The 21,388-nt window shown below is 42.7% G+C and carries 23 protein-coding genes; 16 read left to right on the forward strand and 7 right to left on the reverse strand.

What is annotated here, in order from left to right; genetic code table 11:
• Positions 1-53: 53 nt before the first annotated feature.
• The 4 genes from ACKI39_RS02580 to ACKI39_RS02595 all read left to right on the forward strand — a co-directional run bounded on the left by ACKI39_RS02580 (position 54) and on the right by ACKI39_RS02595 (position 2,085).
• The gene (locus tag ACKI39_RS02580; protein ID WP_407397361.1) at positions 54-674 is read left to right on the forward strand and encodes a MotA/TolQ/ExbB proton channel family protein; all 621 of its coding nucleotides are present in this window, start codon (positions 54-56) and stop codon (positions 672-674) included.
• 7 nt (positions 675-681) lie between these two features.
• Positions 682-1,089, forward strand: coding sequence for an ExbD/TolR family protein (locus tag ACKI39_RS02585; protein ID WP_407397363.1), 408 nt, complete (start codon positions 682-684; stop codon positions 1,087-1,089).
• 1 nt (position 1,090) lies between these two features.
• Positions 1,091-1,492 (forward strand): ExbD/TolR family protein, encoded by a 402-nt coding sequence (locus ACKI39_RS02590; protein ID WP_407397366.1) that lies wholly within the window; start codon positions 1,091-1,093, stop codon positions 1,490-1,492.
• 86 nt (positions 1,493-1,578) lie between these two features.
• A complete protein-coding gene (locus ACKI39_RS02595; protein WP_407397368.1) occupies positions 1,579-2,085 on the forward strand; it encodes an energy transducer TonB in 507 nt (168 codons plus the stop codon).
• 17 nt (positions 2,086-2,102) lie between these two features.
• On the opposite strand, the gene ACKI39_RS02600 is transcribed toward ACKI39_RS02595, so the two are convergent.
• On the reverse strand, positions 2,103-3,125 hold the full coding sequence (locus ACKI39_RS02600; protein ID WP_407397370.1) for a Fic family protein: 1,023 nt from the start codon (positions 3,123-3,125) through the stop codon (positions 2,103-2,105).
• A 161-nt stretch (positions 3,126-3,286) separates the two neighbouring features.
• Here ACKI39_RS02600 and ACKI39_RS02605 point away from each other — a divergent pair, with 161 nt between their 5' ends.
• From ACKI39_RS02605 to ACKI39_RS02635, 7 genes are all read left to right on the forward strand, one after another.
• The gene (locus ACKI39_RS02605) at positions 3,287-3,838 is read left to right on the forward strand and encodes a beta/alpha barrel domain-containing protein (RefSeq protein WP_407397372.1); all 552 of its coding nucleotides are present in this window, start codon (positions 3,287-3,289) and stop codon (positions 3,836-3,838) included.
• 9 nt (positions 3,839-3,847) lie between these two features.
• Positions 3,848-4,261, forward strand: coding sequence for a beta/alpha barrel domain-containing protein (locus tag ACKI39_RS02610; RefSeq protein ID WP_407397374.1), 414 nt, complete (start codon positions 3,848-3,850; stop codon positions 4,259-4,261).
• Between the two features lie 127 nt (positions 4,262-4,388).
• Complete coding sequence (mazG, locus tag ACKI39_RS02615; protein WP_407397376.1) at positions 4,389-5,174, forward strand: nucleoside triphosphate pyrophosphohydrolase; 786 nt, start codon at positions 4,389-4,391, stop codon at positions 5,172-5,174.
• 142 nt (positions 5,175-5,316) lie between these two features.
• Complete coding sequence (locus tag ACKI39_RS02620) at positions 5,317-5,913, forward strand: ATP-dependent Clp protease proteolytic subunit (protein WP_407397436.1); 597 nt, start codon at positions 5,317-5,319, stop codon at positions 5,911-5,913.
• Positions 5,914-6,861: a GNAT family N-acetyltransferase gene (locus ACKI39_RS02625; protein WP_407397378.1), complete on the forward strand. Its 948-nt coding sequence runs from the start codon at positions 5,914-5,916 to the stop codon at positions 6,859-6,861.
• Positions 6,862-6,864: 3 nt separating this feature from the next.
• The gene (locus ACKI39_RS02630) at positions 6,865-7,719 is read left to right on the forward strand and encodes a DbpA RNA binding domain-containing protein (RefSeq protein ID WP_407397380.1); all 855 of its coding nucleotides are present in this window, start codon (positions 6,865-6,867) and stop codon (positions 7,717-7,719) included.
• Between the two features lie 192 nt (positions 7,720-7,911).
• The gene (locus ACKI39_RS02635; RefSeq protein ID WP_407397382.1) at positions 7,912-8,556 is read left to right on the forward strand and encodes an MBL fold metallo-hydrolase; all 645 of its coding nucleotides are present in this window, start codon (positions 7,912-7,914) and stop codon (positions 8,554-8,556) included.
• Positions 8,557-8,616: 60 nt separating this feature from the next.
• On the opposite strand, the gene ftsH is transcribed toward ACKI39_RS02635, so the two are convergent.
• The 3 genes from ftsH to ACKI39_RS02650 form a co-directional block, all read right to left on the reverse strand.
• The gene (gene ftsH, locus ACKI39_RS02640; RefSeq protein ID WP_407397384.1) at positions 8,617-10,695 is read right to left on the reverse strand and encodes an ATP-dependent zinc metalloprotease FtsH; all 2,079 of its coding nucleotides are present in this window, start codon (positions 10,693-10,695) and stop codon (positions 8,617-8,619) included.
• Between the two features lie 84 nt (positions 10,696-10,779).
• On the reverse strand, positions 10,780-11,787 hold the full coding sequence (locus ACKI39_RS02645) for a radical SAM protein (RefSeq protein WP_407397386.1): 1,008 nt from the start codon (positions 11,785-11,787) through the stop codon (positions 10,780-10,782).
• A gap of 4 nt (positions 11,788-11,791) precedes the next feature.
• On the reverse strand, positions 11,792-12,193 hold the full coding sequence (locus ACKI39_RS02650) for a hypothetical protein (RefSeq protein WP_407397388.1): 402 nt from the start codon (positions 12,191-12,193) through the stop codon (positions 11,792-11,794).
• Positions 12,194-12,711: 518 nt separating this feature from the next.
• On the opposite strand from ACKI39_RS02650, the gene ACKI39_RS02655 reads away from it, so the two are divergent.
• The 5 genes from ACKI39_RS02655 to ACKI39_RS02675 all read left to right on the forward strand — a co-directional run bounded on the left by ACKI39_RS02655 (position 12,712) and on the right by ACKI39_RS02675 (position 16,425).
• On the forward strand, positions 12,712-13,746 hold the full coding sequence (locus ACKI39_RS02655; RefSeq protein WP_407397390.1) for an Rpn family recombination-promoting nuclease/putative transposase: 1,035 nt from the start codon (positions 12,712-12,714) through the stop codon (positions 13,744-13,746).
• Between the two features lie 155 nt (positions 13,747-13,901).
• On the forward strand, positions 13,902-15,020 hold the full coding sequence (locus ACKI39_RS02660; RefSeq protein ID WP_407397392.1) for a GGDEF domain-containing protein: 1,119 nt from the start codon (positions 13,902-13,904) through the stop codon (positions 15,018-15,020).
• Between the two features lie 122 nt (positions 15,021-15,142).
• On the forward strand, positions 15,143-15,682 hold the full coding sequence (locus ACKI39_RS02665; protein ID WP_407397394.1) for a glutathione peroxidase: 540 nt from the start codon (positions 15,143-15,145) through the stop codon (positions 15,680-15,682).
• Between the two features lies 1 nt (position 15,683).
• Entirely contained in the window at positions 15,684-15,977 is a 294-nt protein-coding gene (locus ACKI39_RS02670) for a TIGR03905 family TSCPD domain-containing protein (protein ID WP_407397396.1), read from the forward strand.
• A gap of 1 nt (position 15,978) precedes the next feature.
• Positions 15,979-16,425: a MarR family winged helix-turn-helix transcriptional regulator gene (locus tag ACKI39_RS02675; protein ID WP_407397398.1), complete on the forward strand. Its 447-nt coding sequence runs from the start codon at positions 15,979-15,981 to the stop codon at positions 16,423-16,425.
• 4 nt (positions 16,426-16,429) lie between these two features.
• Here the strand turns inward: ACKI39_RS02675 and ACKI39_RS02680 are convergent, their stop codons facing one another.
• From ACKI39_RS02680 to ACKI39_RS02690, 3 genes are all read right to left on the reverse strand, one after another.
• Positions 16,430-18,118 carry a glycoside hydrolase family 3 protein gene (locus ACKI39_RS02680; protein ID WP_407397400.1) on the reverse strand — a complete coding sequence of 563 codons (1,689 nt, stop codon included), beginning with the start codon at positions 18,116-18,118 and terminating at the stop codon, positions 16,430-16,432.
• 74 nt (positions 18,119-18,192) lie between these two features.
• Entirely contained in the window at positions 18,193-21,084 is a 2,892-nt protein-coding gene (locus ACKI39_RS02685) for a hypothetical protein (RefSeq protein ID WP_407397402.1), read from the reverse strand.
• The gene (locus ACKI39_RS02690) at positions 21,081-21,380 is read right to left on the reverse strand and encodes a hypothetical protein (RefSeq protein WP_407397404.1); all 300 of its coding nucleotides are present in this window, start codon (positions 21,378-21,380) and stop codon (positions 21,081-21,083) included. Before ACKI39_RS02690 ends, ACKI39_RS02685 begins: the two co-directional genes overlap by 4 nt.
• Between the last annotated feature and the right edge of the window lie 8 nt (positions 21,381-21,388).

Consider the following 21,388-nt stretch of genomic DNA (forward strand, 5'->3'; position numbering starts at 1 on the left):
CCGGAGGTGTCTTATTTAGTATAAGAATGCTGAAGAAAATACAGGAGAAAAAAATGGAAAATGGTTTCAGCTTAATCGAATTGTTCAATCTTGGAGGTCCTTTCATGTGGATCCTTCTTGGATTTTCTGTTGTTACGGTAGCGATCATCATTGAACGCATCGTCTATATTACATGGCATGACCGCAAGGTTGTTCCCCTTGGAAAAGAAATTATGGGGCTTTTGGATGAAGGAAAAAAGGAAGATGCTGAAGAACTTTTGTCTTCCTATTCACGCAAGCAGACAGCGGCTTCGATTTTTCTTGTCCTTTTGAAAAACGCAAAATTCGGTGAGATGAGAATGGAACGCGCCGCAGAAAGTGAAGCCCAGGAAAGACTCAGAAGAATGGAAAACGGATTCAACTATCTTACGGCTCTTGCTTCCCTTGCACCTTTGACAGGCTTCCTCGGAACAGTTTCAGGAATGATAGGTGCCTTCCGTCAGATCGCCAATGCTACAGACGTGAACGCACAGCTTGTTGCAGGAGGAATCTACGAAGCTCTTATCACCACTGTTTTTGGTCTTATCATTGCAATCGTAGCTTCCATCGCCTACAACCTTTTGATCCAGAAAGTCGACACTTTTGCCGCTGAGACATCAAAGGCAATCAATGACATTGTTCCTAAGTTGATATAGAAAAAAAATGATTAAAAGATTTTCAAGACACAATATTGAGGATGCAGGAAGTTCAGGTTCATTGAACGACCTTTCCTTTCTGCTGATCATATTCTTCATAGTGATCGCAGGATTCAATGTGAACAAGGGGTTCCTTTTGAACCTTCCGTCGAGGGAAAAACCAATTGTCGTAAATACCCAGGACATCCTTAAATGTTCAATCCTGCAGAATGGAAAACTGATGCTTGATGGTTCCGAAGTTGAACTTGAGGAGCTTTCAAAAAGAGTTTCGGAAAAACTGGTGTCGTGGCCAAACATGACTTTCCTTCTGACCATTGATCCGGAAGCATCATATCAGAATGTGGTCGATGTGATTTCAGTAATAAGAAAACTGAAAGTGGAAAATTTTTCTTTCAGGATGAACAGGAGCGAATGAAATGCTTGATTTTAAGGCTAAGAGAAGAAATCCTTCCATCGCAACTTCTTCCATGTCGGATATAGGGTTTCTTCTTTTGATTTTCATAATGCTGATCTCTCTCATGAACCAGCGCTATGAAGAAAAAATAAATTATTCTGAAAGCACTGCATTGGAAAAAACCCAGGCAGACAGCAATTTTGAAATCTGGATCCAGAATAACGGAACGGTCTCTGCCGACGGGAAAATATTGAATGAAAAAAGCCTGGAAGCTGCGGTGATAAATGCGATTGCAGAAAATCCAGGTGTCAGGATTCACATAATTGCCGATAAGGACACTCCGTACAAATACGTCAACGATGCCGTAACTGTTCTACAGACACTGCAGCACAGGGTAGTCAGTTTTGTCGTAAAGGAAAAATAGAAATGAATGCAGTAAAAATGTCAAAATATTCCAGATTTGCACGACCCGCACTTTTTGTTTTTGTATTTTTCATTCATGCGGCAATTATGTACATATTCAGCTTTAAGTCCGCGGATGTCCCTGTTGAAACCGTTGACTTCAGGGAAGCGGAAGTATTTAAGCTGGTGGACGTCCAGGAATTTGTTCCGCCGCCTCCGGAGGTGAAGGAAGCTGTGACGGTGGCACATCAGCCAAAAGCTTCAGAAACAATCATGGAAACCAAGGAAGAAGTGCGTGAAGAAAAAGAAGAAATCATTTATCTTCCGCAGCATAAAATTTCTTCCGTACCTGTAATCCCATCAAAGGAAATCCTTTCAAAAATAGAATATCCGCCAATGGCGTTGAAACAGGGAATTGAAGCGGTAGTTTACCTTGAGCTGTTTATCGACAACAAGGGTCAGATAAGAAACATAAAAGTTCTGAAGGATCCGGGACATGGATTTGCCCAGGCGGCTGTAAATGCTTTTACAGGTATTTCCTGCATTCCGGCTGTTGCAAACGGAAAAGCCTGCGCCGTAAAATTCCGCTATCCCGTAAAATTCACCCTGACTTGAACCGGAGGTTTCAAAATCTAGCTGCATTTGATGTAGAAGGTTGCTCTGGAGGCTCCTTGCTTTTTTATCTTTCCTTTTTCGCAAAGGTCATGAAGGGTCCGTTCAACGGTTATCTCGCTGATGTCGGGAAAGCATCCAAGAATTTCTTTTTTGGTGATTTTCCCGCCGGAACTCCTGATGTGGTCTTCGATCATCTGCGGTTTTGTTTTTTCGTTGTGCCTTAGATGTTCAACGCGGTCCTCGAATGTTTCGTATGCTTCCGTCAAAACGGAAAGGAACCAGTTTATGAATGGCTCGTAATTGCTGTCGTTTTCATGCCATCCTTCAACGGAATCAATAAAAGCCTCGTTGAAGTCTTCCTTGTGCTTTTCCATCACCAGTTCAAGGCTTGTGTACTTCACAGGAAAGAAGCCGTGTTTGCAGCAGTTGAGGACAGCAAGAAGTCTGCTGATTCTGTAGGTTGCGTCGCTGAATGGATGTATGCATAGAAAATCCAGCAGCATCATCGGAATCAGAATGAGAGGTTCCGTGCCCTTTCTTTCAAAGGCGGAATCATAACTGTCAAAAAGGTCATCCATTGCTCTTTCCGTGTCGCTGGATTTCACAAATCGGAAGGAACCTTTGGGTCTTCTGTCAAAGCTCTTGTATTGCCCGCCGTTTTTTGTCCTGCAGAAGCAATAAAGGTCTCTGTGCAGCTGAAGAATATAGTAGGGCTTGCATGGAATGTAGTCATAGTTCTGCAGAATTGAAGAAAGAACCTTGTGATAGCCTGTGATTTCTTCTTCGTTTATGTTTTTGGGGTCGCGCTGTCCGTCTATCAGGTCATCGATCCACGAGTCAGCTGTAGTTATTCCGCTTATACGGTTTGAGGATACTGTGCTCATCTTTCTGGCGGAACTCTTGAAGCATTCAATTTCATTTTCTCTGGTTTCAATAAAAAGATCCTGTCGGCCCTTGTATTGATAGATTTTTGTCACCAGGGCGATGATTTCCGGCGTGAAATAGTGCTTGTGTTCTTCATAAAGGTTGAACTTGTGCATTTTGATGAAATGTGATTATTTATTGCATCATTTTATACAGAATGAAGCAATAAAACAAGAATTATTTATGAAATGGCCGGATAATTACTGACAGTTTATGCTTTTTTTTATATTATCTTGCCTGTTGCCGCTTTTTACGGCTTTTTTTGGAGGATATTACAATGAAAGACATTTCAAAATTATTGGATTTCAGACCAAGCATCAAGGTCGTAGATGCAACATTGCGCGACGGTGGTCTCGTCAATGACTTCTATTTCACAGAAGAATTCGTAAAGGACCTTTATGAGACAAACGTCAAGGCTGGCGTTGATTATATGGAATTGGGATATAAGGCAGACAAGGAACAGTTTGACGTAAGCAAGTTTGGTCCATGGAAGTTCTGCAACGATGATGATATCCGCAAGGTAGTTGGCGACAACGATACAAACCTAAAGCTTGCAGTCATGGCAGATGTTGGCCGCTGCAACTATAAGCAGGACATCCGTCCAAAGAGCGACAGCCCTGTTGACCTTATCCGTGTCGCAACATACATCAAGACAATTCCTGCAGCCATCGACATGATCGAAGACGCAAAGAACAAGGGATATGAAGTAAGCTGCAACATCATGGCAATCTCAACAAGCCAGGAATCGGACATCAAGGCAGCATTGGACCTTCTTGGAAAGTCACCTGTTGATGTTATCTACATCGTAGACAGCTACGGTTCAATCTAGCCAGAAGAAATGGCTCGCGTTGCTGACATCTACACTGCAGCAGGAAAAAAATATGGAAAGAAAATCGGTATCCACGCACACAACAACATGCAGCTTGCTTTTGCAAACACAATCGAATGCTGCGGTGATGGCGTAGACTACCTTGATGCTACATACGGTGAAATGGGTCGCGGTGCAGGTAACTGCGCTATGGAACTCCTCCTTGGATTCCTCAAGAACCCTAAGTACAGCACATTCCCTGTATACCAGTTCCTTGAAAAGCACATCAACAAGCTCCGTGCTGACGGCGTAAGATGGGGATACGAACATCCATACCTTCTTACAGGCCAGCTCAACCAGCACCCACGTACGGCAATTGCCTATACAAAGGAAAACCGCAAGGACCTGGTTGAATTCTATAAGGAAATCAGCGGACAGGACTAATATTTTCTGTGAAAGTCCAGTCAAGAAATGCCATGCACTTTGTCGTGTGTGGCATTTTTTTTCTGTGTGAAACGTTCCTTGACCATTCGTATTGCTATGAAATCATCTTGCCTATATTATGTATGCCATGAACAGCAGTTCGGCCGAAAGCTTCAATAGACTCTATGAAATAACAGAAAGACTCCGCAGTGAAAACGGCTGTCCCTGGGATAAGAAACAGACGCCTTCCACACTTCGGGAAACTTTCATCGAAGAAACCTTTGAAGTAATTGATGCGATTACGGAAGGCGACCCGATGCACGCAAAGGAAGAACTTGGGGATGCTTTTTTCAACCTGATTCTTATTTCCTACTGCTATGAACAGGCGGGGGATTTTACCATTGCCCAGGTTCTTGATGAAATCAGCGAAAAGCTTGTACGCCGTCATCCCCATGTTTTCGGTGAGGCTCAGGCGGAAACAGCGGCAAAAGTAATAAAACAGTGGGACAAAATCAAGGAAGAAGTAGAAGGACGCAGGGGAGAATCCGTGCTGGATACGGTACCCAAGGGATTTCCACCGATGCTCAAGGCCTACAAGATGCTCAAGAAGGCGACAAAGACAGGTTTTGACTGGAATTCCGCAGAACAGGCTGAGTCTAAGGTACATGAAGAGCTTAAGGAGATTTCTGAAGCGCTCAGGGAAGAAGACAGTTCCCATCTGGAAGAAGAAGCAGGAGATATGCTTCTTGCTGCAGTCAACTATTGCCGAAAGCTCGGTGTTGATCCTAATGTGGCTTTGGAAAAGGCTACGGTAAAATTTGACGGAAGATTCCGCCATGTTGAAAAGGAAATGAGGGAAAGAAAAATCCCGATGAATTCTGATAATATAGAAGAAATGTTGAATCTATGGGAAAAGGCAAAGTCCGCCATATAGAATCCGTGGCTTTGGTTGCTTATTGCCATTTTTTTGTATATATTTTAGTAGTTCTAATTGGACGTTTTGGTTGTTCCTTACTATATTCTATGACAATAACAGAGGAAAGCCACTATTCATGGGAGAAACAATGAACAGAACAATGAACATTCGCCTTGAAGACGAACAGAAGGAAGAAAAGAAGCCAGAAATGGCAGATCCACTTGCAGAAAAATTCCTTAAGACAAGACAGATTTTGATGAGCGGTGAAGTAAGCGAAGAACTTGCTGACAAGATTTGCCGCCAGCTTTTGATTCTTGAGGCAGACAACGACAAGCCTATCTACCTTTACATCGACAGCCCTGGTGGTGATGTTTACGCAGGTTTTGCTATCTTTGACACGATCCGTTTCATCAACGCACCTGTTTACATCATCGGTATGGGACTCATTGCCAGTGCCGCAGCCCTTATTCTTCTTGCAGCTCCAAAAGAGCGCCGTTTTGGTTTTGCAAATTCAAGCTACCTCATTCACCAGCCATCGAGCGGAATGAAGGGTGTTGCAACAGATATTGAAATCCATGCAGCAGAACTTGCAAAGACCCGTGCAAAGATCAATGAGATCATTGCGGAAGAAACAGGTACAGCTTTGGATAAGGTTGCAAAGGATACAGACCGTGATTACTGGCTCAATGCAGAAGAATCGATTGAATACGGCCTTATCAGCAAGATCATTACAAAGCGTTCAGATCTTGAAAAATAAATGACCTTTTCACTCACCGATACACTCAAGGATAAAATTCTCTTTGCCATGGAAGACCAGAACTGCGTTTATTGCTTGGACGCAGCAGAAGGAGAGCTTAAGCTTATTGCTTCCGACAACGTGGATATAGAAGAATTTAATGACGGTGAGGTAGAAATCGACATTGATGAGGAAAACTATTATTCAATTCCGTCGTGGTCAAGCGATGATGGTTTTGAAATGATGGAAAATTTTACTGCAGGGCTTCATAATCCTAATGCCTATAAGGAACTTAGAAGATGCCTTGCAAACAGAAGGGGGGTGTTCAGGAACTTTAAGTCAATCTTAAAATCGTACCCAGAAGTTGAGCAGAAATGGTTTGCCTTTAAGGACAAGACCATGCATGCAAGAATAACTGAATGGTACAATGAGCTTTGCGAGTCCTGGGGTTTGGAAGGTCTTGAGGAAAATCCGGAATCTTTTGATACGGAATATCTTGTTCAGGATGATTTTGAATTTACCGAATACGATTCTCTTAAGGACAAGGAATGCGTTGATCGTGAAGTCATTAATATTGCAGAAGAATACAGAGAAAAATATGAAGGAAGTCTTGGCGAGGCAGTTTCTGACATTTTAAAAAACCAGTCGGCATACTGTTCCAGGGAGAATGAATTTGGTTATGTATGTTATTCTCAGGACCATGAATTCCTCGGTTGTTCCCTTGTTTCTTACTGTCCGTCCTCAGCAAAAAAATCAGTTGCTTTTACAGATTTTTTTGTGATTCAGAATTACCGTGGTCTCGGCATAGGCAAAGAGCTTTTGAATAGATGCCTGGCAGATTTTAAAGACAGCGGAATTCAGTGGGTTATTTTATCAACAAAAATCATGCCTGAATCAATGGAAAATTTATTGTTTGAATTTTCATTTAAAAAGTCAGAATTCGGGTTCATTTTGAATTTACAGGAGTAAAAAATGGCATACAACAACAATCGTGAAGGTTTTTCAATCAACGAAGAACAGGTAGCAGCTTTTTTGGCAGATGCAGTAAAGAGAGTAGAATCTTCAAGTGATTCAGACATCGAAGCTTTGAAGACACTCAAGAAGCTTTTCAAGAAGAATGTTCCATTCTCACGCAGAGGCTATGTAGCAGCATTGCTCATCAAGAATGCAACATCAGGTTTCAGAAGCAACCGCTTTAACCGTGACAACAACAAGAATGATCGTTTTGCAAACAAGCGCGAAGAACGCTTTAACCGCAACGAACGCACAGCAGAAAGAAAGACAGAAGAACATACAGAGAAGGCACCACGCGTAACAATCGCTCCAGAAGCAGCGGGTACAATTTTCATCGGCGTAGGAAGAAGCCGTGGCGTATTCCCTCGTGACCTTGTTGGACTTCTTGTAAGCGTTGCAGGTTTTGACCGCTCAAGAATCGGTGAAATCCGTGTTCTTTCAAACTACTCTTTCATCCAGCTTTTTGCAGAAGACTGCGATAAGGCAATTTCAGCCCTCGACGGTTATGAATACCGCGGAAGAAAGCTTTCTGTAAGCTACAGCCGCAAGAAGGAAGAAGGTGAAAATACACCAGCTGCAGATGCACAGGATGAAGTTATTCCAGCAAATGTGTCAAATGAAGGACACGCTGATACATCTGTAAACACAGCAGAGGCACAGCTTGCAGCAGAACAGTCGGCATTCGCAGCTTCTATGGACAATGCTCCTGCAGAAGAACCAAAGGCAGAACCAGCTCCTGCACCAGTTGAAGAAAAGACATACTTTGAAACAACAGATGACGGTCAGGTTAAGTCTCACTTTGTAAACAACTAAAAGAAATATAAATGCTCTCGCAGAGAACCGCGCCAAGCCTGCTCCGATGAAACTTCGTTTCAAGTCGCAGTTTGTCGCGAACCTCTGCTACGCATTTAGCTATCTTAGAGGTTACAAATCAATTTTAACCTGGACTAGGATAGGGAAATAGGGCGGCGGCGAAAGCTGCCGTTTTTTTTATACGGAGGAAATATGGACATTCACTGCATTCAGACTGGGATATTTAGGGTAAATACTTATATTGTTCCGATTGGGGACGGGAAGTGTTTCATTGTTGATCCTGCGGCATGTAGGTTTACGCGTGATACGGAAAAGTTTTCGGCATACCTTGATTCCCTGGGACTGACTCCTTCTGCAATAGTATTGACCCATGGACATTTTGACCATGTTTCTGGTCTTAAGTTTCTCCGCGAAAAGAATCCAGATATTCCAATCTACATTCACAAAGAAGATTCTCCAATGATCGGTGTAAACTCTGGAGAAGTACAGGGAAGAGGTCTTGAGGCCATGGGATACGAGGTTTTCATTCCTTCAGTTTCGGAGCTTCCAGAGGCAACAGATTTTCTTTCCGACGGCAAAATTATTTTTGACCAATGGAAGGTACTGCACACTCCAGGCCACACAAGGGGTAGCTGCTGCCTTTACAATGAGAAAGAAGGTGTGCTCATAAGCGGCGATACGCTTTTTTATAGAACCTGGGGTCGCACGGACTTTGAAGGTGGAAGCGAAGTTCAGATGGTGCACAGTCTTTCACGCATAAGGGAAAATGTTTCAAGTAACACACTTGTCTACCCAGGCCATGATTATTTTGGATTTGAATTAAAGGAAGGAATGTAAAAAAAATCCCTGAATTGCTTCAGGGATTTTTGATTTTATGGGAGTGAAGAAAGATTCTCTTTATTCAGAAATCTTCTTTGCTTTTTTGGGAGCTGTTTTTGTCTTCTTCTCAGCCGGCTCTTTCTTTTCTGCTGCCTTTTTTCCCGAAGGTTCCTTTGATGTTGCAGGCTTGGCTTCCTTTTCAGCCTTTACAAGCTCAAGGAATTCCTTGCCTTCGATTGTTTCTTTTTCCTTCAGTAAGTTTGCAATTGTTTCAAGAAGATTCTTGTGTGCCTTAAGAAGCTTAAGAACATACTTGTAGCGTTCGTCCATGATGCGTGCAATTTCAACATCAATATACTTCTGTGTTTCTTCAGAGAATTCGCGGACGAGAGTAGGTTCTCCACCTGCGTTTCCAAGAACGCCTCTACCCAAAGTCATGTTGCGGAATTTGTCGCTCATACCGAAGTCAACGATCATTCTCTTGATGATTTCTGTTGCACGGGCAATGTCATTTGATGCACCCGTAGAAACATCTCCAAGCATAACTTCTTCTGCAGCACGACCACCAAGAAGTGTATCGATTTCTGCGATGATGTCCTTCTTTGTCTGGAAGTGCTTTTCTTCTTCTTCACGGTACTGGGTAAATCCGCCAACACCGTGACTGCGAGGAACAACAGTAATCTTGTTCACAGGAGGATAGTCAGGAGTAAAGGCACCAACAAGGGCGTGACCTGTTTCGTGGATTGAAACAAGGCGCATGTCCTTTTCGTTGTCTTTGCGTGACTTCTTCTTGAGACCGATGCTTACCTTGTCGATGGCATCGTTCATGTCTGACATTGAAACCTTTGTGTGTCCGTTGCGTACTGCAAGGAGGGCGGCTTCGTTTACAACATTGGCAAGGTCTGCACCTGCAAAACCAGTTGTTCCGTGGGCAATTGATTCAAAGTCTACATCGTCATCAAGCTTAACGTTCTTTGCGTGAATCCTGAGGATTTCTTCGCGACCCTTAACATCAGGTTTTTCAACAGGAACCTGGCGGTCAAAGCGTCCTGGACGGAGAAGGGCTGGATCAAGAATGTCTGCGCGGTTTGTTGCGGCAAGGATGATGAGACCCTTTTCGTTGTCAAAGCCGTCCATCTCAACGAGAAGCTGATTGAGTGTCTGTTCGCGTTCATCATTGCTTCCGCCGTAGTTGTTTACGCGGCTCTTACCGATGGCATCGATTTCGTCGATGAAGATGATGCATGGGGCCTTTTCCCTTGCATTGCGGAAAAGGTCGCGTACGCGGGATGCACCAACGCCAACAAACATTTCAACAAAATCAGAACCTGAGATCCTAAAGAACGGAACGCCAGCTTCACCAGCAACTGCGCGGGCAAGCAAAGTCTTACCTGTTCCTGGTGGTCCAACAAGGAGAACACCCTTTGGAATCTTTCCGCCGATTTCCGTATACTTTTTTGGTTCCTTAAGGAAGTCTACAACTTCCACAAGTTCATCCTTAGCTTCATCAACACCTGCAACATCGCTGAAGCGGGTTTTGACCTTTCCTTCATCAATGGCCTTTGATTTGCCACCACCGATTCCAAACATGGAACCAGACATGCCACCGCCCATCTTCCTGAAAATAAAGAAGTACACGAGGAATATGAGGAGAACCGGAACTGCGATGTTCACGAGAATCTGCAGGAGGATGTTGTTCTGCCTTTCAATGAATTTGTATTCAACGCCCTTGTCATCCAGCAGCTGAATGAAGCTCTGCATGAGAACACCGGTGGTCCTGTAAATTCCAGTTGGTTGAGGATTATTCAAAGGACGGAAAAAACCGAATTTCTTCTGCTGGTTCAAGCTTGTGTTTGCATCAGCGGTGTATCCTGTGAAATAGTGTTCACCCAGTTCAACGCGTACAATCTGACCCTGTTCCACAAGACTGCGGAATTCGGAGAAATCGATGAGATCGTTTGGCTTTGGTGAAAGAATCATGTTCAGGAAAAAAAGGACACCTGCCACGGTGAGAAGAATGCTCCAGAATGGAAGCCCTCTGCGTGGTTTGTTGTTCTTTGGATCATTTCCGTTATCCTCGTTTTCTATCTGAAGCTTGAAAAAATCGTAAGGATCATTTTCATTCTTCTTGTTCTTATCGTCGTTTTTTTCTGACATCTAATACCTCAAATTATGTGCTATATATAATATAGAAAAAAATGTGAAATTTGTCATTGGGCGAAGCTTAAGAAAGTAGAGTCATCATAGATCAAGAAATTTTTCCCTCCAATGCCAGATCGGTTTTGCCAGTACATTGCTGAAAGGCTGGATTCTGGTAAAGTTTGGCAGCCAGCTTGTGTCATCGCTCAAATCTTGATAGAAAAGGTATTCAAAATCATAGCTGTCAATTAGTTCTCTCAAGGTCTTGTCCTCTTCAGTATTCATGAGGCGGTTCTGGAAAGCACCGAGGGATTTTTTTCTCCACTCAAGTTCTTCAGCAGAACCTTCAAAAGGAACGGGAGTATACTGGGACATAAGGGAAATGCAGGATTTTCCGTCGCAGGTTTTCTTGAGCCAATCCAAAGTAAGCTTTGTATCTTCGAGCCGGCCCGGAAGAACCAGATGGCGCACGATGGTTCCCTTCATCATCTTTTCGCGCTTTTCGCCGTTTTTTTCAACTTCAACGATTTCCATTGGAGTATTGTTTACCATCCAGCGAATTGCCTTTTTAGCAACTGACGGATAATCTTCCGCCGCAAAAAGTTCCTTGCTCATGATGGAATTTACTGTCTTGTAGTCTGGGAGCCAGATGTCGACAATGCCGCGCAAAAGCTCAAGGCTTTCAACACTTTCGTAGCCGCTGGAATTCCATGTGATTGGGATGCTGAGTCCTGAAGTTTTTGCAGCTCCTAAGAATTCAGCAAGCTTTGGAATGTGGTGGCTGCCTGTAACAATGTTGATGTTTTCAGCCCCAAGGTTCTGAAGCTTGAGGCACATCTCAACGAATTCTTCTTTGCTTATGGCGCTTCCCATTCCCTGCTGGCTTATCTGGTAGTTCTGGCAGAAGGAACATCGCAGTGTGCATCCAGTGATGAAAATAGTTCCGCTTCCACCAAAAACCGTGATGAGAGGTTCTTCGCCAAAATGAAGGCAGGCTGTGGCGATCTTGAGCTGTTCCGTTTCCTTGCAGAAACCGCACTTTCCGTTGCTTCTGTCTATGCTGCAGTTTCTTGGACACTGAGTGCAGGCGGAATAAAGATTCTCGTTCATGGTTCTAGCAGGCCTGGTGGTCGACAAAAAGGATCATCATGTCGTTGAGCAGTTCAAGGGGAAGGTCATCTGCCTCGTAGTTCGTAAGGTCGCAAAGTTCCCTCCAGTCTTCCTGAGTAAGTTCCGTAATCTGTTCAGGATCATTGTCGATAAGTGCCTGGATCGAGCCTAAAACCTTAAGATGCTGTTCCGTAGGTTCGTTTTCCATTTCCGCAGAATTCATGATATAGGTGTCGTACCAGTAGTCGGCATAGGAAAGGGCAAGGGATTTTACATGGCCGTTGTTGCGTCCAAAAAGTTCCTTGATCTGACCGCATACTTCACCACCGTCATAGTTGTTGTGTTCCGCGCGGTAGTGCTTCTTTAATCTCTGTGCATCTGCATAAAATTTTGAAATGTTGTCCATGCTTATATAGTAAACGGAAAAACAAAAATGTTAAAGAAGAGACAATCTTTATGTAGTTGAATAAACTTGCTCACGGCGAAAACCTTCCGCGTGCTCCGACGGTTGAGGCCTAAAGGTATCGGACTCCCTTCAGTCGCCGGCCTCAAAGTCTGCGCATCGGAAGAACTTCGCCTCCGCAAGTTTATTCAGCGGAAGAAGTTTGCTGAAGTTCTTTAAGGTCATGTTTTTCCGGTGGGTATGATGGACTGTCATTGTAAAAAAAGTCCCGGGAAAGGAAGGAGGCTGCTCACGGCGAAAACCTTCCGCTGCTCCGACGGTTGATTTCTTTTTTGATTTTTACTACTTTAGTTCTGTAAACGGTTGTAGCTGGTGCTTTTAGCTTCCCAATATTTTTATTATGACTGATTGAATCTTTGTGATTCTTTTACCAGCTATACGAGTTTTACCACACGTCTTCAGGATTGGGACTGAAGGACTAAGGCACAGTAGTGTCTTTATTCCAATTTCAGGAGACGTGTATGGCATTAACTTATAGACCATCTCGTGATGCACTTTTAAATCCTTGTGCAGATCCAACCTTCAAAATTATTTTTACGGATGATTCTGATGAATCTCGCGATGCTTTGACCTGTTTTCTATCCGACATTCTGGAAAAACAGGTTACAGATGTGGTTCTTCAACCTAATGAACTTTCGGGAGAAGCTTTGGATGACAAGCAGTCTGAATTCGACATCAACTGCAAAATTGACGGCAAGGCGGTAAACATTGAAATGCAGGGGCGCAATGAGAATGCCTGTTATGGCAAGCGTGCTGAATATCATGCTGCCCATCTGTTGAATCATTATACTCCGCGTGGAAAAGAGTGGCAGGATGTTCCTCAGGTTTTTCAGATTTCTGTTCTAAATTTTATTTTTGATTCGGAAGAAGAAAACTGCATCAACTGGTATACAATGAAAAATGAAAGCGGCCGTCAGATAGAAAATCTTCTCAATATCATCTTCATTGAATTGCCGAAAATCAAGCAGCTCCCTGATGATGTATCAAAATTGACGAAAACTCAGATGTGGGGTAAATTCTTTTTATACGCTTCCAACAAAGATAAGCAGGCTTATATAAAAGAACTTTGCGCTCATAACAGGGGGATAAACATGGCAGTGACAGTACTTGAACATGTCAGTCAGGACGAAATGAACTGGTATCATGAAAGTCGATACTGGATGCATGTTTCTGATATGAAAACGGCAGAGCGTCATGCCATAGAAACCGGTATGGCAAAAGGTCTGGAACAAGGCATAGAGCAAGGCATTCAGCAGGGTATTCAGCAGGGTATCGAACAAGGTATCGAACGAGGTATCGAACAAGGTATTCAGCAGGGGATGGAGAAAGGCTTGCAACAGGGTATCGAGCAAGGAATGCAACAAGGCTTGCAACAGGGAGCTAATCAGAAAAATCTTGAGAATGCAAAGAAAATGTTGGAATGTGGCATTGATTTTGAAACGATTTTTAAGATTACAGGAATAACAGAAGAAGAATTAGCGAAATGCATAGAGTAAAAGCAATCTGGTTCCTGGAATTCTAATTTGGCCGGTTGTCGGGAGAAATGCAATGAACTGCCCCGGTAATCGGCAATTCAAAAAGCTTCATCTGAATTGAAGCTGGTCTCCAAAATAGAACTGTAAAAACAGAAAAACGGTGTTATATTTTAAGCATGAACTTTGAAGAATACCGTGGCAGGCATTTCAGAAAAATACAGAAAGGAATAGCGGCAGTCTGCTGGATTGGAGCAGGACTTTCTCTGACAGTACAGCTTTTAATTTTCTATATGTATCTTTCAAATGGATTCTGGAAAAAAGGCCTTATTGATTATTCCATTGCGCTTTATCTGTGGAGGGGAGTCATAAGGCCGGACATTCTGGTCATCTTGGCTTCCGCCTGCTGTTCTTTTGCTGCGCACAGTAAAAAACTGGCGGAATCTGCAAGAACCTACCTGGTCTGCTTTTCCGTAATGGTCTGCTGTTCAAGTATTGCAATCTGCAATGTGTATTTTTCTTTTGTAATGTATCTGATTACCATTCCGATTTATGTAAGCATGATTTTTGGAGACAGAAAAATTTTAAGAAATATTTCAATCATAAATGCAGTTCCATTCTTCCTTTCATCGATAGCATTTTACATAAAACGACCTGATCTTGATCCTACGCACAAAAATATTTCTGTACTGGTTTTAGGATCATTGCTTGTGGTAAGCTACATTGTCTGCAATGTTCTTGCCAAATCACAGGAAGTTCAATTCCGTTATATTTTCAACAACTATAGAAAACAGAAAACCCTCATTGAGGAATTGAAAATTGAACCCATGACGCAACTTTATAACAAGGCTGCTCTTGAAGGCTGTATGAATGCCTACCTGAAAAAGTTCATTGCGGGCAGCTACAGGCCTACTGTTGTGATTATGGATATTGATCATTTTAAAAATGTAAATGACACGTATGGTCATGCTGCAGGTGATGAAGTTCTTATTGCTCTTGCGGGAATAATCAAGGAAAAGATGGGCGGAAGAAGACATGCCTTTAGATTTGGCGGTGAAGAATTCGTCCTTGCCTTTGAAACAGAGGATCTTGAATTTGTAAAAAATCGTGTTCAGGAAATTAAAGATGAATTCTGTTCAATATCCTATGATTTTGCTCCCGGAGAAAAATTTTCTTTCAGCGCAGGTATTTCCGTTTTAAAAGAAGGAATGGAAAAATCCGACTGGTTTAATTCCGCCGATGCAGCCTTGTACAAGGCAAAGAACGACGGCCGGAACAAAATCGAAATCGCAGAATAAATTTTTGTTAGCAGCAGAAAAAAATCAGCAAATTCATTGACTTTGAAAAGTAGATTGTATACAATTTAATTGTAATAAATCGAACGCAATTTAGTTGCGTGCAATCTATCAGAGGTTATTTTATGAATGCATTTGATTTCACAGTAGAAGCACAGGACGGAAGCAAGGTTGAACTTTCACAGTTCAAGGGAAAGGTACTGGTGATCGTAAACACGGCGACAGGCTGCGGTTTTACACCTCAGTATTCAGAACTGCAGGAAATGTATGAGGAACTTAAGGACAAGGGGCTTGAAGTTCTCGACTTCCCTTGCAACCAGTTTGCAGACCAGGCTCCGGGCAGCGATGAAGAAATCCACGACTTCTGCACTGGAAGATACGGAATAACTTTCCCTCAGTATTCGAAGATTGAAGTAAACGGCGACAATGCAATTCCGCTTTATAAGTGGATCACTGAAAATACAAAGTTTGAAGGATTCAGTGGACCTATGTCTGTAATTCTTAAACCAATCGTAAAGAAGATGGATGAAGACTACAAGAACAACGGAAAGATCAAGTGGAACTTCACAAAGATCATCGTCAACAGGGAAGGAGAAATCGTTGCAAGGTTCGAGCCTACAGCAAGCATCAAGAAAGTTGCCGAAAAGGTAAAGGAGATTCTCTAGGATGTTTCATTTTGACTATCTTACAGAAAACACATGCTCAAAAGTAATCAACATGGATATTGACGGGGACATCGTAAAGAACATAGAATTCATGGGTGGATGCAATGGAAATTTAAAGACGATTCCGTTGCTTCTGGATGGATGGACTGTGGATCAGATTGAAGCAAAACTGTCTGGAATCATCTGCGGAAGACGACCGACTTCATGCAGCGACCAGCTTGCAAAGGCTGTAAGGGCAGGGTACCTTGCATCAAAAGATCCAAACTACAAGTCCCCTTTGGAAGAAGAGGCATAAGATGAGCAATAAGTATGACGTGTTGAAGCTGGACAATCAGTTGTGTTTTCCCCTGTATGCGGTTTCAAAGGAAATTGTCAGGAGATACACTCCATTCTTGAATGAGATTGATCTGACTTACACGCAGTACATTGCGATGATGGTAATGTGGGAACACAGGGAGATGAGCGTAAAGGAACTTGGAAAGAAACTTCTTCTTGATTCCGGAACCCTTACGCCGCTCCTTAAAACTCTGGAAAAAAAGGAACTTGTCACAAGAGTACGTTCAAAGACAGACGAAAGGTTTCTCGTTGTAACGATCACCGAGAAGGGAATGGCTCTCCGTGAAAAAGCCGTGGATATTCCCGCAAAAATCGGCGCCTGTGTTCAGATTCCAAAAGAAGAAGCCGTGCAGCTTTATGCAACGTTAAGAAAAATGCTCTCGCAATTTGGAGAGCAGGAGTGCTAGAAAATCAATCCAACGGGATTTTTCCCTTTGGAACAAATTCTCCGTTCAATGCACCAAACAACGCGGCAAAGGAATAGTTTGAGTAGCTGTAGCCGCAAAGGATGGTGTCTGCCCATTCAAAATCCTTAAGGATATGGACAGGCGACATGATGGAAAGAATGATTACTTTCTTGTCCATGTAGCGCAGTCTTTTTGCGATGTTTGCCGTGTGCTTGTCATAGACAACAATTATTATCGTATCAAATCCGTCTGCAACCTGAGTAAGACGTGCTGCATTCCATTCGTCAAAATTGCTTTCGTCGCGCCTTAGCTCATAGCTGAAGTGGAATGTAGAAACGTTTGGATATCTTCTTCTTGCTTCATTGTAGAGGGAAAGGAAAGGACCTGCCACAAGTACTTTCTCATTCTCCTGGGGACTGAACGGAAGTGCAGTTTCTGCCTTGTATACGCTGATGGAACGACATGCCTGTTCAAGGAAAAATTTCTGTCCTTCCTTGTCTGGAATGTGTTCGTAAATTGTATTTTCATCAGGATAAAGTGGAGCATGGTTTTCGCTTTTGAAGTACCTGAGTTTTGCAAGGATTACCCTGCGTGCTGCATCCTTTACCCTAGCTCTGAATTCCGGATTGCTTTCCATATATCTGATGTTGTTCGTCCAAAGGTTGTCGTAAAGGTTTGCGGTAGAGGATGATATTATGATGTCGTTGCCAGCTTCGATTGCCATGGTCACAGCTTTTGCAAAGGAACCTGCAAACAAAGTCGCACCGTTCATCATCATGTCGTCGGTAATGATGAGGCCTTCGTATTTAAGCTGTCCGCGCAAAATATCAGTGAGCATCTTTTTCGAAAGGCTTGCTGGTGTTCCGTCACTTTCAATCTGAGGAAAGGAAAGGTGTCCGCTCATGATGGCAGGAATGTCAGCTTTAATAAGGAATTTAAATGGAATGAGTTCACGGTTGTAAAGTGTTGTCTCGTCAATTTCGATTTGGGGAAGTCTTCCATGACTGTCCAAACTTGTGTCGCCGTGACCTGGAAAATGCTTTGCGGTTGGAATTACTCCTGCGTCCAATGAACCGCGTGAAAATGCTTCGCCAAGAATTCCTGCGTTGACAGGATCTGCACCGAAGGAACGGGGACCGATTACGCTGGAATCCAGATTTGAATAGAGGTCCACTGTCGGAGCAAAATTCATGTTGATTCCAAGAGCGCGGATTTCTCTGTTGATGTAGAAGCCCGAGTAATATGCGTCGATTGGATAGCCAGAAGCACCGATTGCCATATTTCCTGGGGTGTCTGAAGTGTCTCCCTTTACATGACGGATCCAGCCGCCTTCCTGGTCTGTAGCTACAAAAAGAGGTATTTTAAAAGGGCGTTCTGCGGCTTCCTGCTGAAGTATGCGCACTGATTTTGCGACTTTCTGAATGTTGTCCGTATTCCAGCCGAAAACCTTTACGCTGCCAAGACCTCGTTGCGTAACCCAGGAATTCAAAAGATCGCTAGGTTCTGCTCCTGCCCATCCGAACATAAGGATCTGTGCCAAAAGTTCTTCGTCATCCATTCTGTCCGTAAGTTCTTCTGCCAGCTGCTCGTTTGGAATATTGCTCCAGAAGTCCAGGTTTCTTTTCTGTGCAAATATAGATCCACCTGTAGCAGAAAAAATCAGGAATAACAGAATAAATCGAAAAAACTTCATTAAATGACTCCAGAAAAATATTGAGATTAGTTTATAATCCAAGGTTAAAATTTTCAAGTTGACTTCCTTTTATTCTAGAACAAAGAAAAATTCAACATGGAATTGAAAAGAATTTTTGTATTGCCTTTATTGCTGCCTTCAAGACAATGAAGAACCTTGCATGATAAGGAAATATTGATTCCTGGATTGGCAAGTGCACCTGTGTTGCCTGCGAAATTCAGTATGAGGCTGCTTCCAACATAACGGTCATGGAGCATTTCTCCAATGTTTTGAAGGTCTTCAGAAAAATTTCCTATCTCCATGTTTCTGTTGAGTCCAGTAAGAAAATCTTCCTGATAGTTTGCCTTCAAGGTCAATGTGTTTACATACAATGGGATTGCTCCCATACCTTTTTGGATTTCCCAAGAGAAAAGAACAGCTTCGGCTATTCCAGTCAAAAAAGTGTCATTGAACTGGCACAGCGAAACATATGAGCGTACAGGAAGATTGTATGTGAATGCTCCCTTGCAATCGATAGGAAGAATTCCAGGTAATGCGACTTCAATGGAAGGATAGAACTGAGAAAATTGGAGGCTGTCATTTTTGTAGTGTAGCATCCTGTTGAATATGGAATCTTTTTTTTCTGCATCGGTTGTTGCATAGACGTTCTTAAGGTTGATGCCAGCTGCGATTCCTCCCGTCTGCTGTGTTCTTGCCCCCATCCTGTGTATTGTGCTGTAAAGCAAAGAAATGGTGTTCTTGTCGTAAATGTAGTTCTTCTTGGTCTGATCTTCCTTAAGGTAATATTTATCCTTGGTTTTCTTATCCATGTCATCCTTGCCGTAAAGAAAAAAATTTGATTCAGAAATAATGAACCTTGAAATATTTCCAAACTTCATTTCAAGAGATGCGGTAAAGCTGTTGTTGACCTGCATGAAACCATCTTTGTCAAATATTGAATTTGCAGAATCTGTAAAGCTTAGGTTACCGCTGGAGGATTTAGCCATCAAAGCCATTCCCGCACCACCTGCGTTTTTTAAGGGACTGTATCCTGCGGTCAAGGCTGCGTGTCTTGTGTCCCATGGATTGCTTTTGATGACTGTAATGCCAAGAAGATATGGAGTGGGTTCTCCAAGACAGTCCTGCTCGTCTGTGAAATATACAGAAGGACTTATGTAGTAGGATTGAAGGGAAGATAAGGGAACGATTGTCTGTCGTGGATAAAGAAGTTTCCTGTATTCAGAGAAATTGAATTCACCCACATCTTTGATGCCATTCTCAGCTGTAGAACTGTTTATGGTTTCCTTGATTTTCCCTTTTATTGATACTTCTGAAATATCGCTACGGAATGATTCCAGATCAAGTTCGTATAAGGCTCCTTCTGTATAAAATTTTGCTGCATAGATGATCTTGCCTTCCCTCTGTACAGGTGAATAGATTCCGCCTGAAATGTCCTTGTTCAAAAGCGAAAGCTTCATTTCATCGCCGTTGATTTCTGCCGTTGCAAGCCTTGGAAAACTCCTGCCTTCAACAAAAGAAAATACTGCTGTGGTTTTACCATCGATACTTCCACAAGCGGAAAGAAATCTCGGTTTGATTCCATCAAGCTTGAATGAACTGATTTCAATTTCCTCGTTGGTGAATGAAGCCCTGCAGATTGAAAATTCAAGACCTTCCTTTAGTAGGAACAGGAGGTTCCCATTGTTGTCCTGACAAAGCCCGTAAGGAATTTCATCCATCCCAAAATCAATTGCATGTATGGTCCTTGTGTCATTACCAAGCCCCTGGATCTCAAGTCTGCTTTTCTGTGAATGAGTACTTACGAAGGCAATGAATTCCTCACCATTGTTATCAACCGTGCAAAGGCTTTTTATACCGTTTCCATCAAGGGTTTTCCATCTGCTGGTCTCAATGTTGAAAAAACTTGCCTTCACCTTTCCGTCCAGATGGTTTAGGTCTGTCTCCGTAGTAACGATGTAATTGCCGCTGAGTCCCGCAGAAAGAAGCCGTGTATTTGTAAAAAGTTTTTTCTTTCCGATGAAGACCGAATTCGTCGTCTTGTCAAGGACAACGGGATTTCCGTTCTTTAAGCCGAGGATCGAATAAAGATGAAGGTTTCTGTTCTTGAAATCGAATTTCGAAATTCCTTTAAGCGATGTCGGATCGGTTTCAATACCGTCAACAGCAATGGATTCGTAAAAATTTTTCCATTCCTTTTTCATTGAGACGCCATATGTTTTTTTGAATACTGCAGTAGAAGTAAGTCGGTTGCTGTTTGTTCCCCTGTGCCAGAATTCAGCGTACTTGTCCATACCATATTTGGCGATGATGTATTCCGTAAAGGTGCTTCCAAATAAATAGGCATCGGATCCAACAGGATATATTGATCTTGCTCCAAAGCTGTCTGTATAGCCAGGAAATCTGTTGCTTATCTTTGCCTGCTTAAGGTCGTGCAGAAAAAAACCGTCGTTCAGTCTTCCTTCACCTTCCCTGCTTTCCTGGGTAACGGTGGCTCCTTCCTTGAAAAAAGAAGTAGTCGTAATGTAGTAACCTGGATTATAGGTGTCGCCTAAAATTTTCCCGACTCTTTTCCAGAAGCCGTTCCTTGCATTGGTTGAAACAAGGTGTGTCAGTTCATGTAAAAAGGTTGATCTTATCGTTCTGCTGAATTCCAGCATGGATTCATCTGGGACAGTATCATATAGAACAATATGGTTGTAGTTGTAGTTTGTGAAGTAGGCGTTGTAATTTTCAGTTCTTGATGTAATGACTACAGGAATCTTGAAGTCTGGTTCAACCTTGTACTGGATGCAAAGCCTCTCAAGAAATTCATCCGCACAATCGTGGATTTCCATTGCGCTGTCTTTTGAGCTTTCATCAAATATGATGTCAAAATATCTGGTTTCCGAATGGAAGATTTTTTCTTTTCCAGATGCTGAACCGATTGAGATGAGGAAAATGAATGCTGCGGACAGGAATTTTTTCATTGAGCTTTCTTAAGGTTTATGAGCCTTTCGTTGAGCACGATGTATGCACCTAAAATTCCACAGACACATGCTACGGCCTCAGCAAAGAATTTCATGGGAATCAGAAGAGGAAGAAGCTCTACAAGAATGGTAAGGCTGAGGCTAGCTCCAAAGGATGTTTCTGCCTTTGGAATGTTCTTGCCTTGTTCCTTGAGGATTTTTTTCTGGGCATTGATTTTTGAATTCATCACGAAGAATGAAACAAGCCATATGGCAATACCTGCAATGCATAGGATTAAATTGAAATTCACACTCATAGGAAAAA

The organism is Treponema sp. (assembly GCF_045641405.1).
In the GTDB taxonomy this organism is placed as follows: Bacteria; Spirochaetota; Spirochaetia; order Treponematales; family Treponemataceae; genus Treponema_D.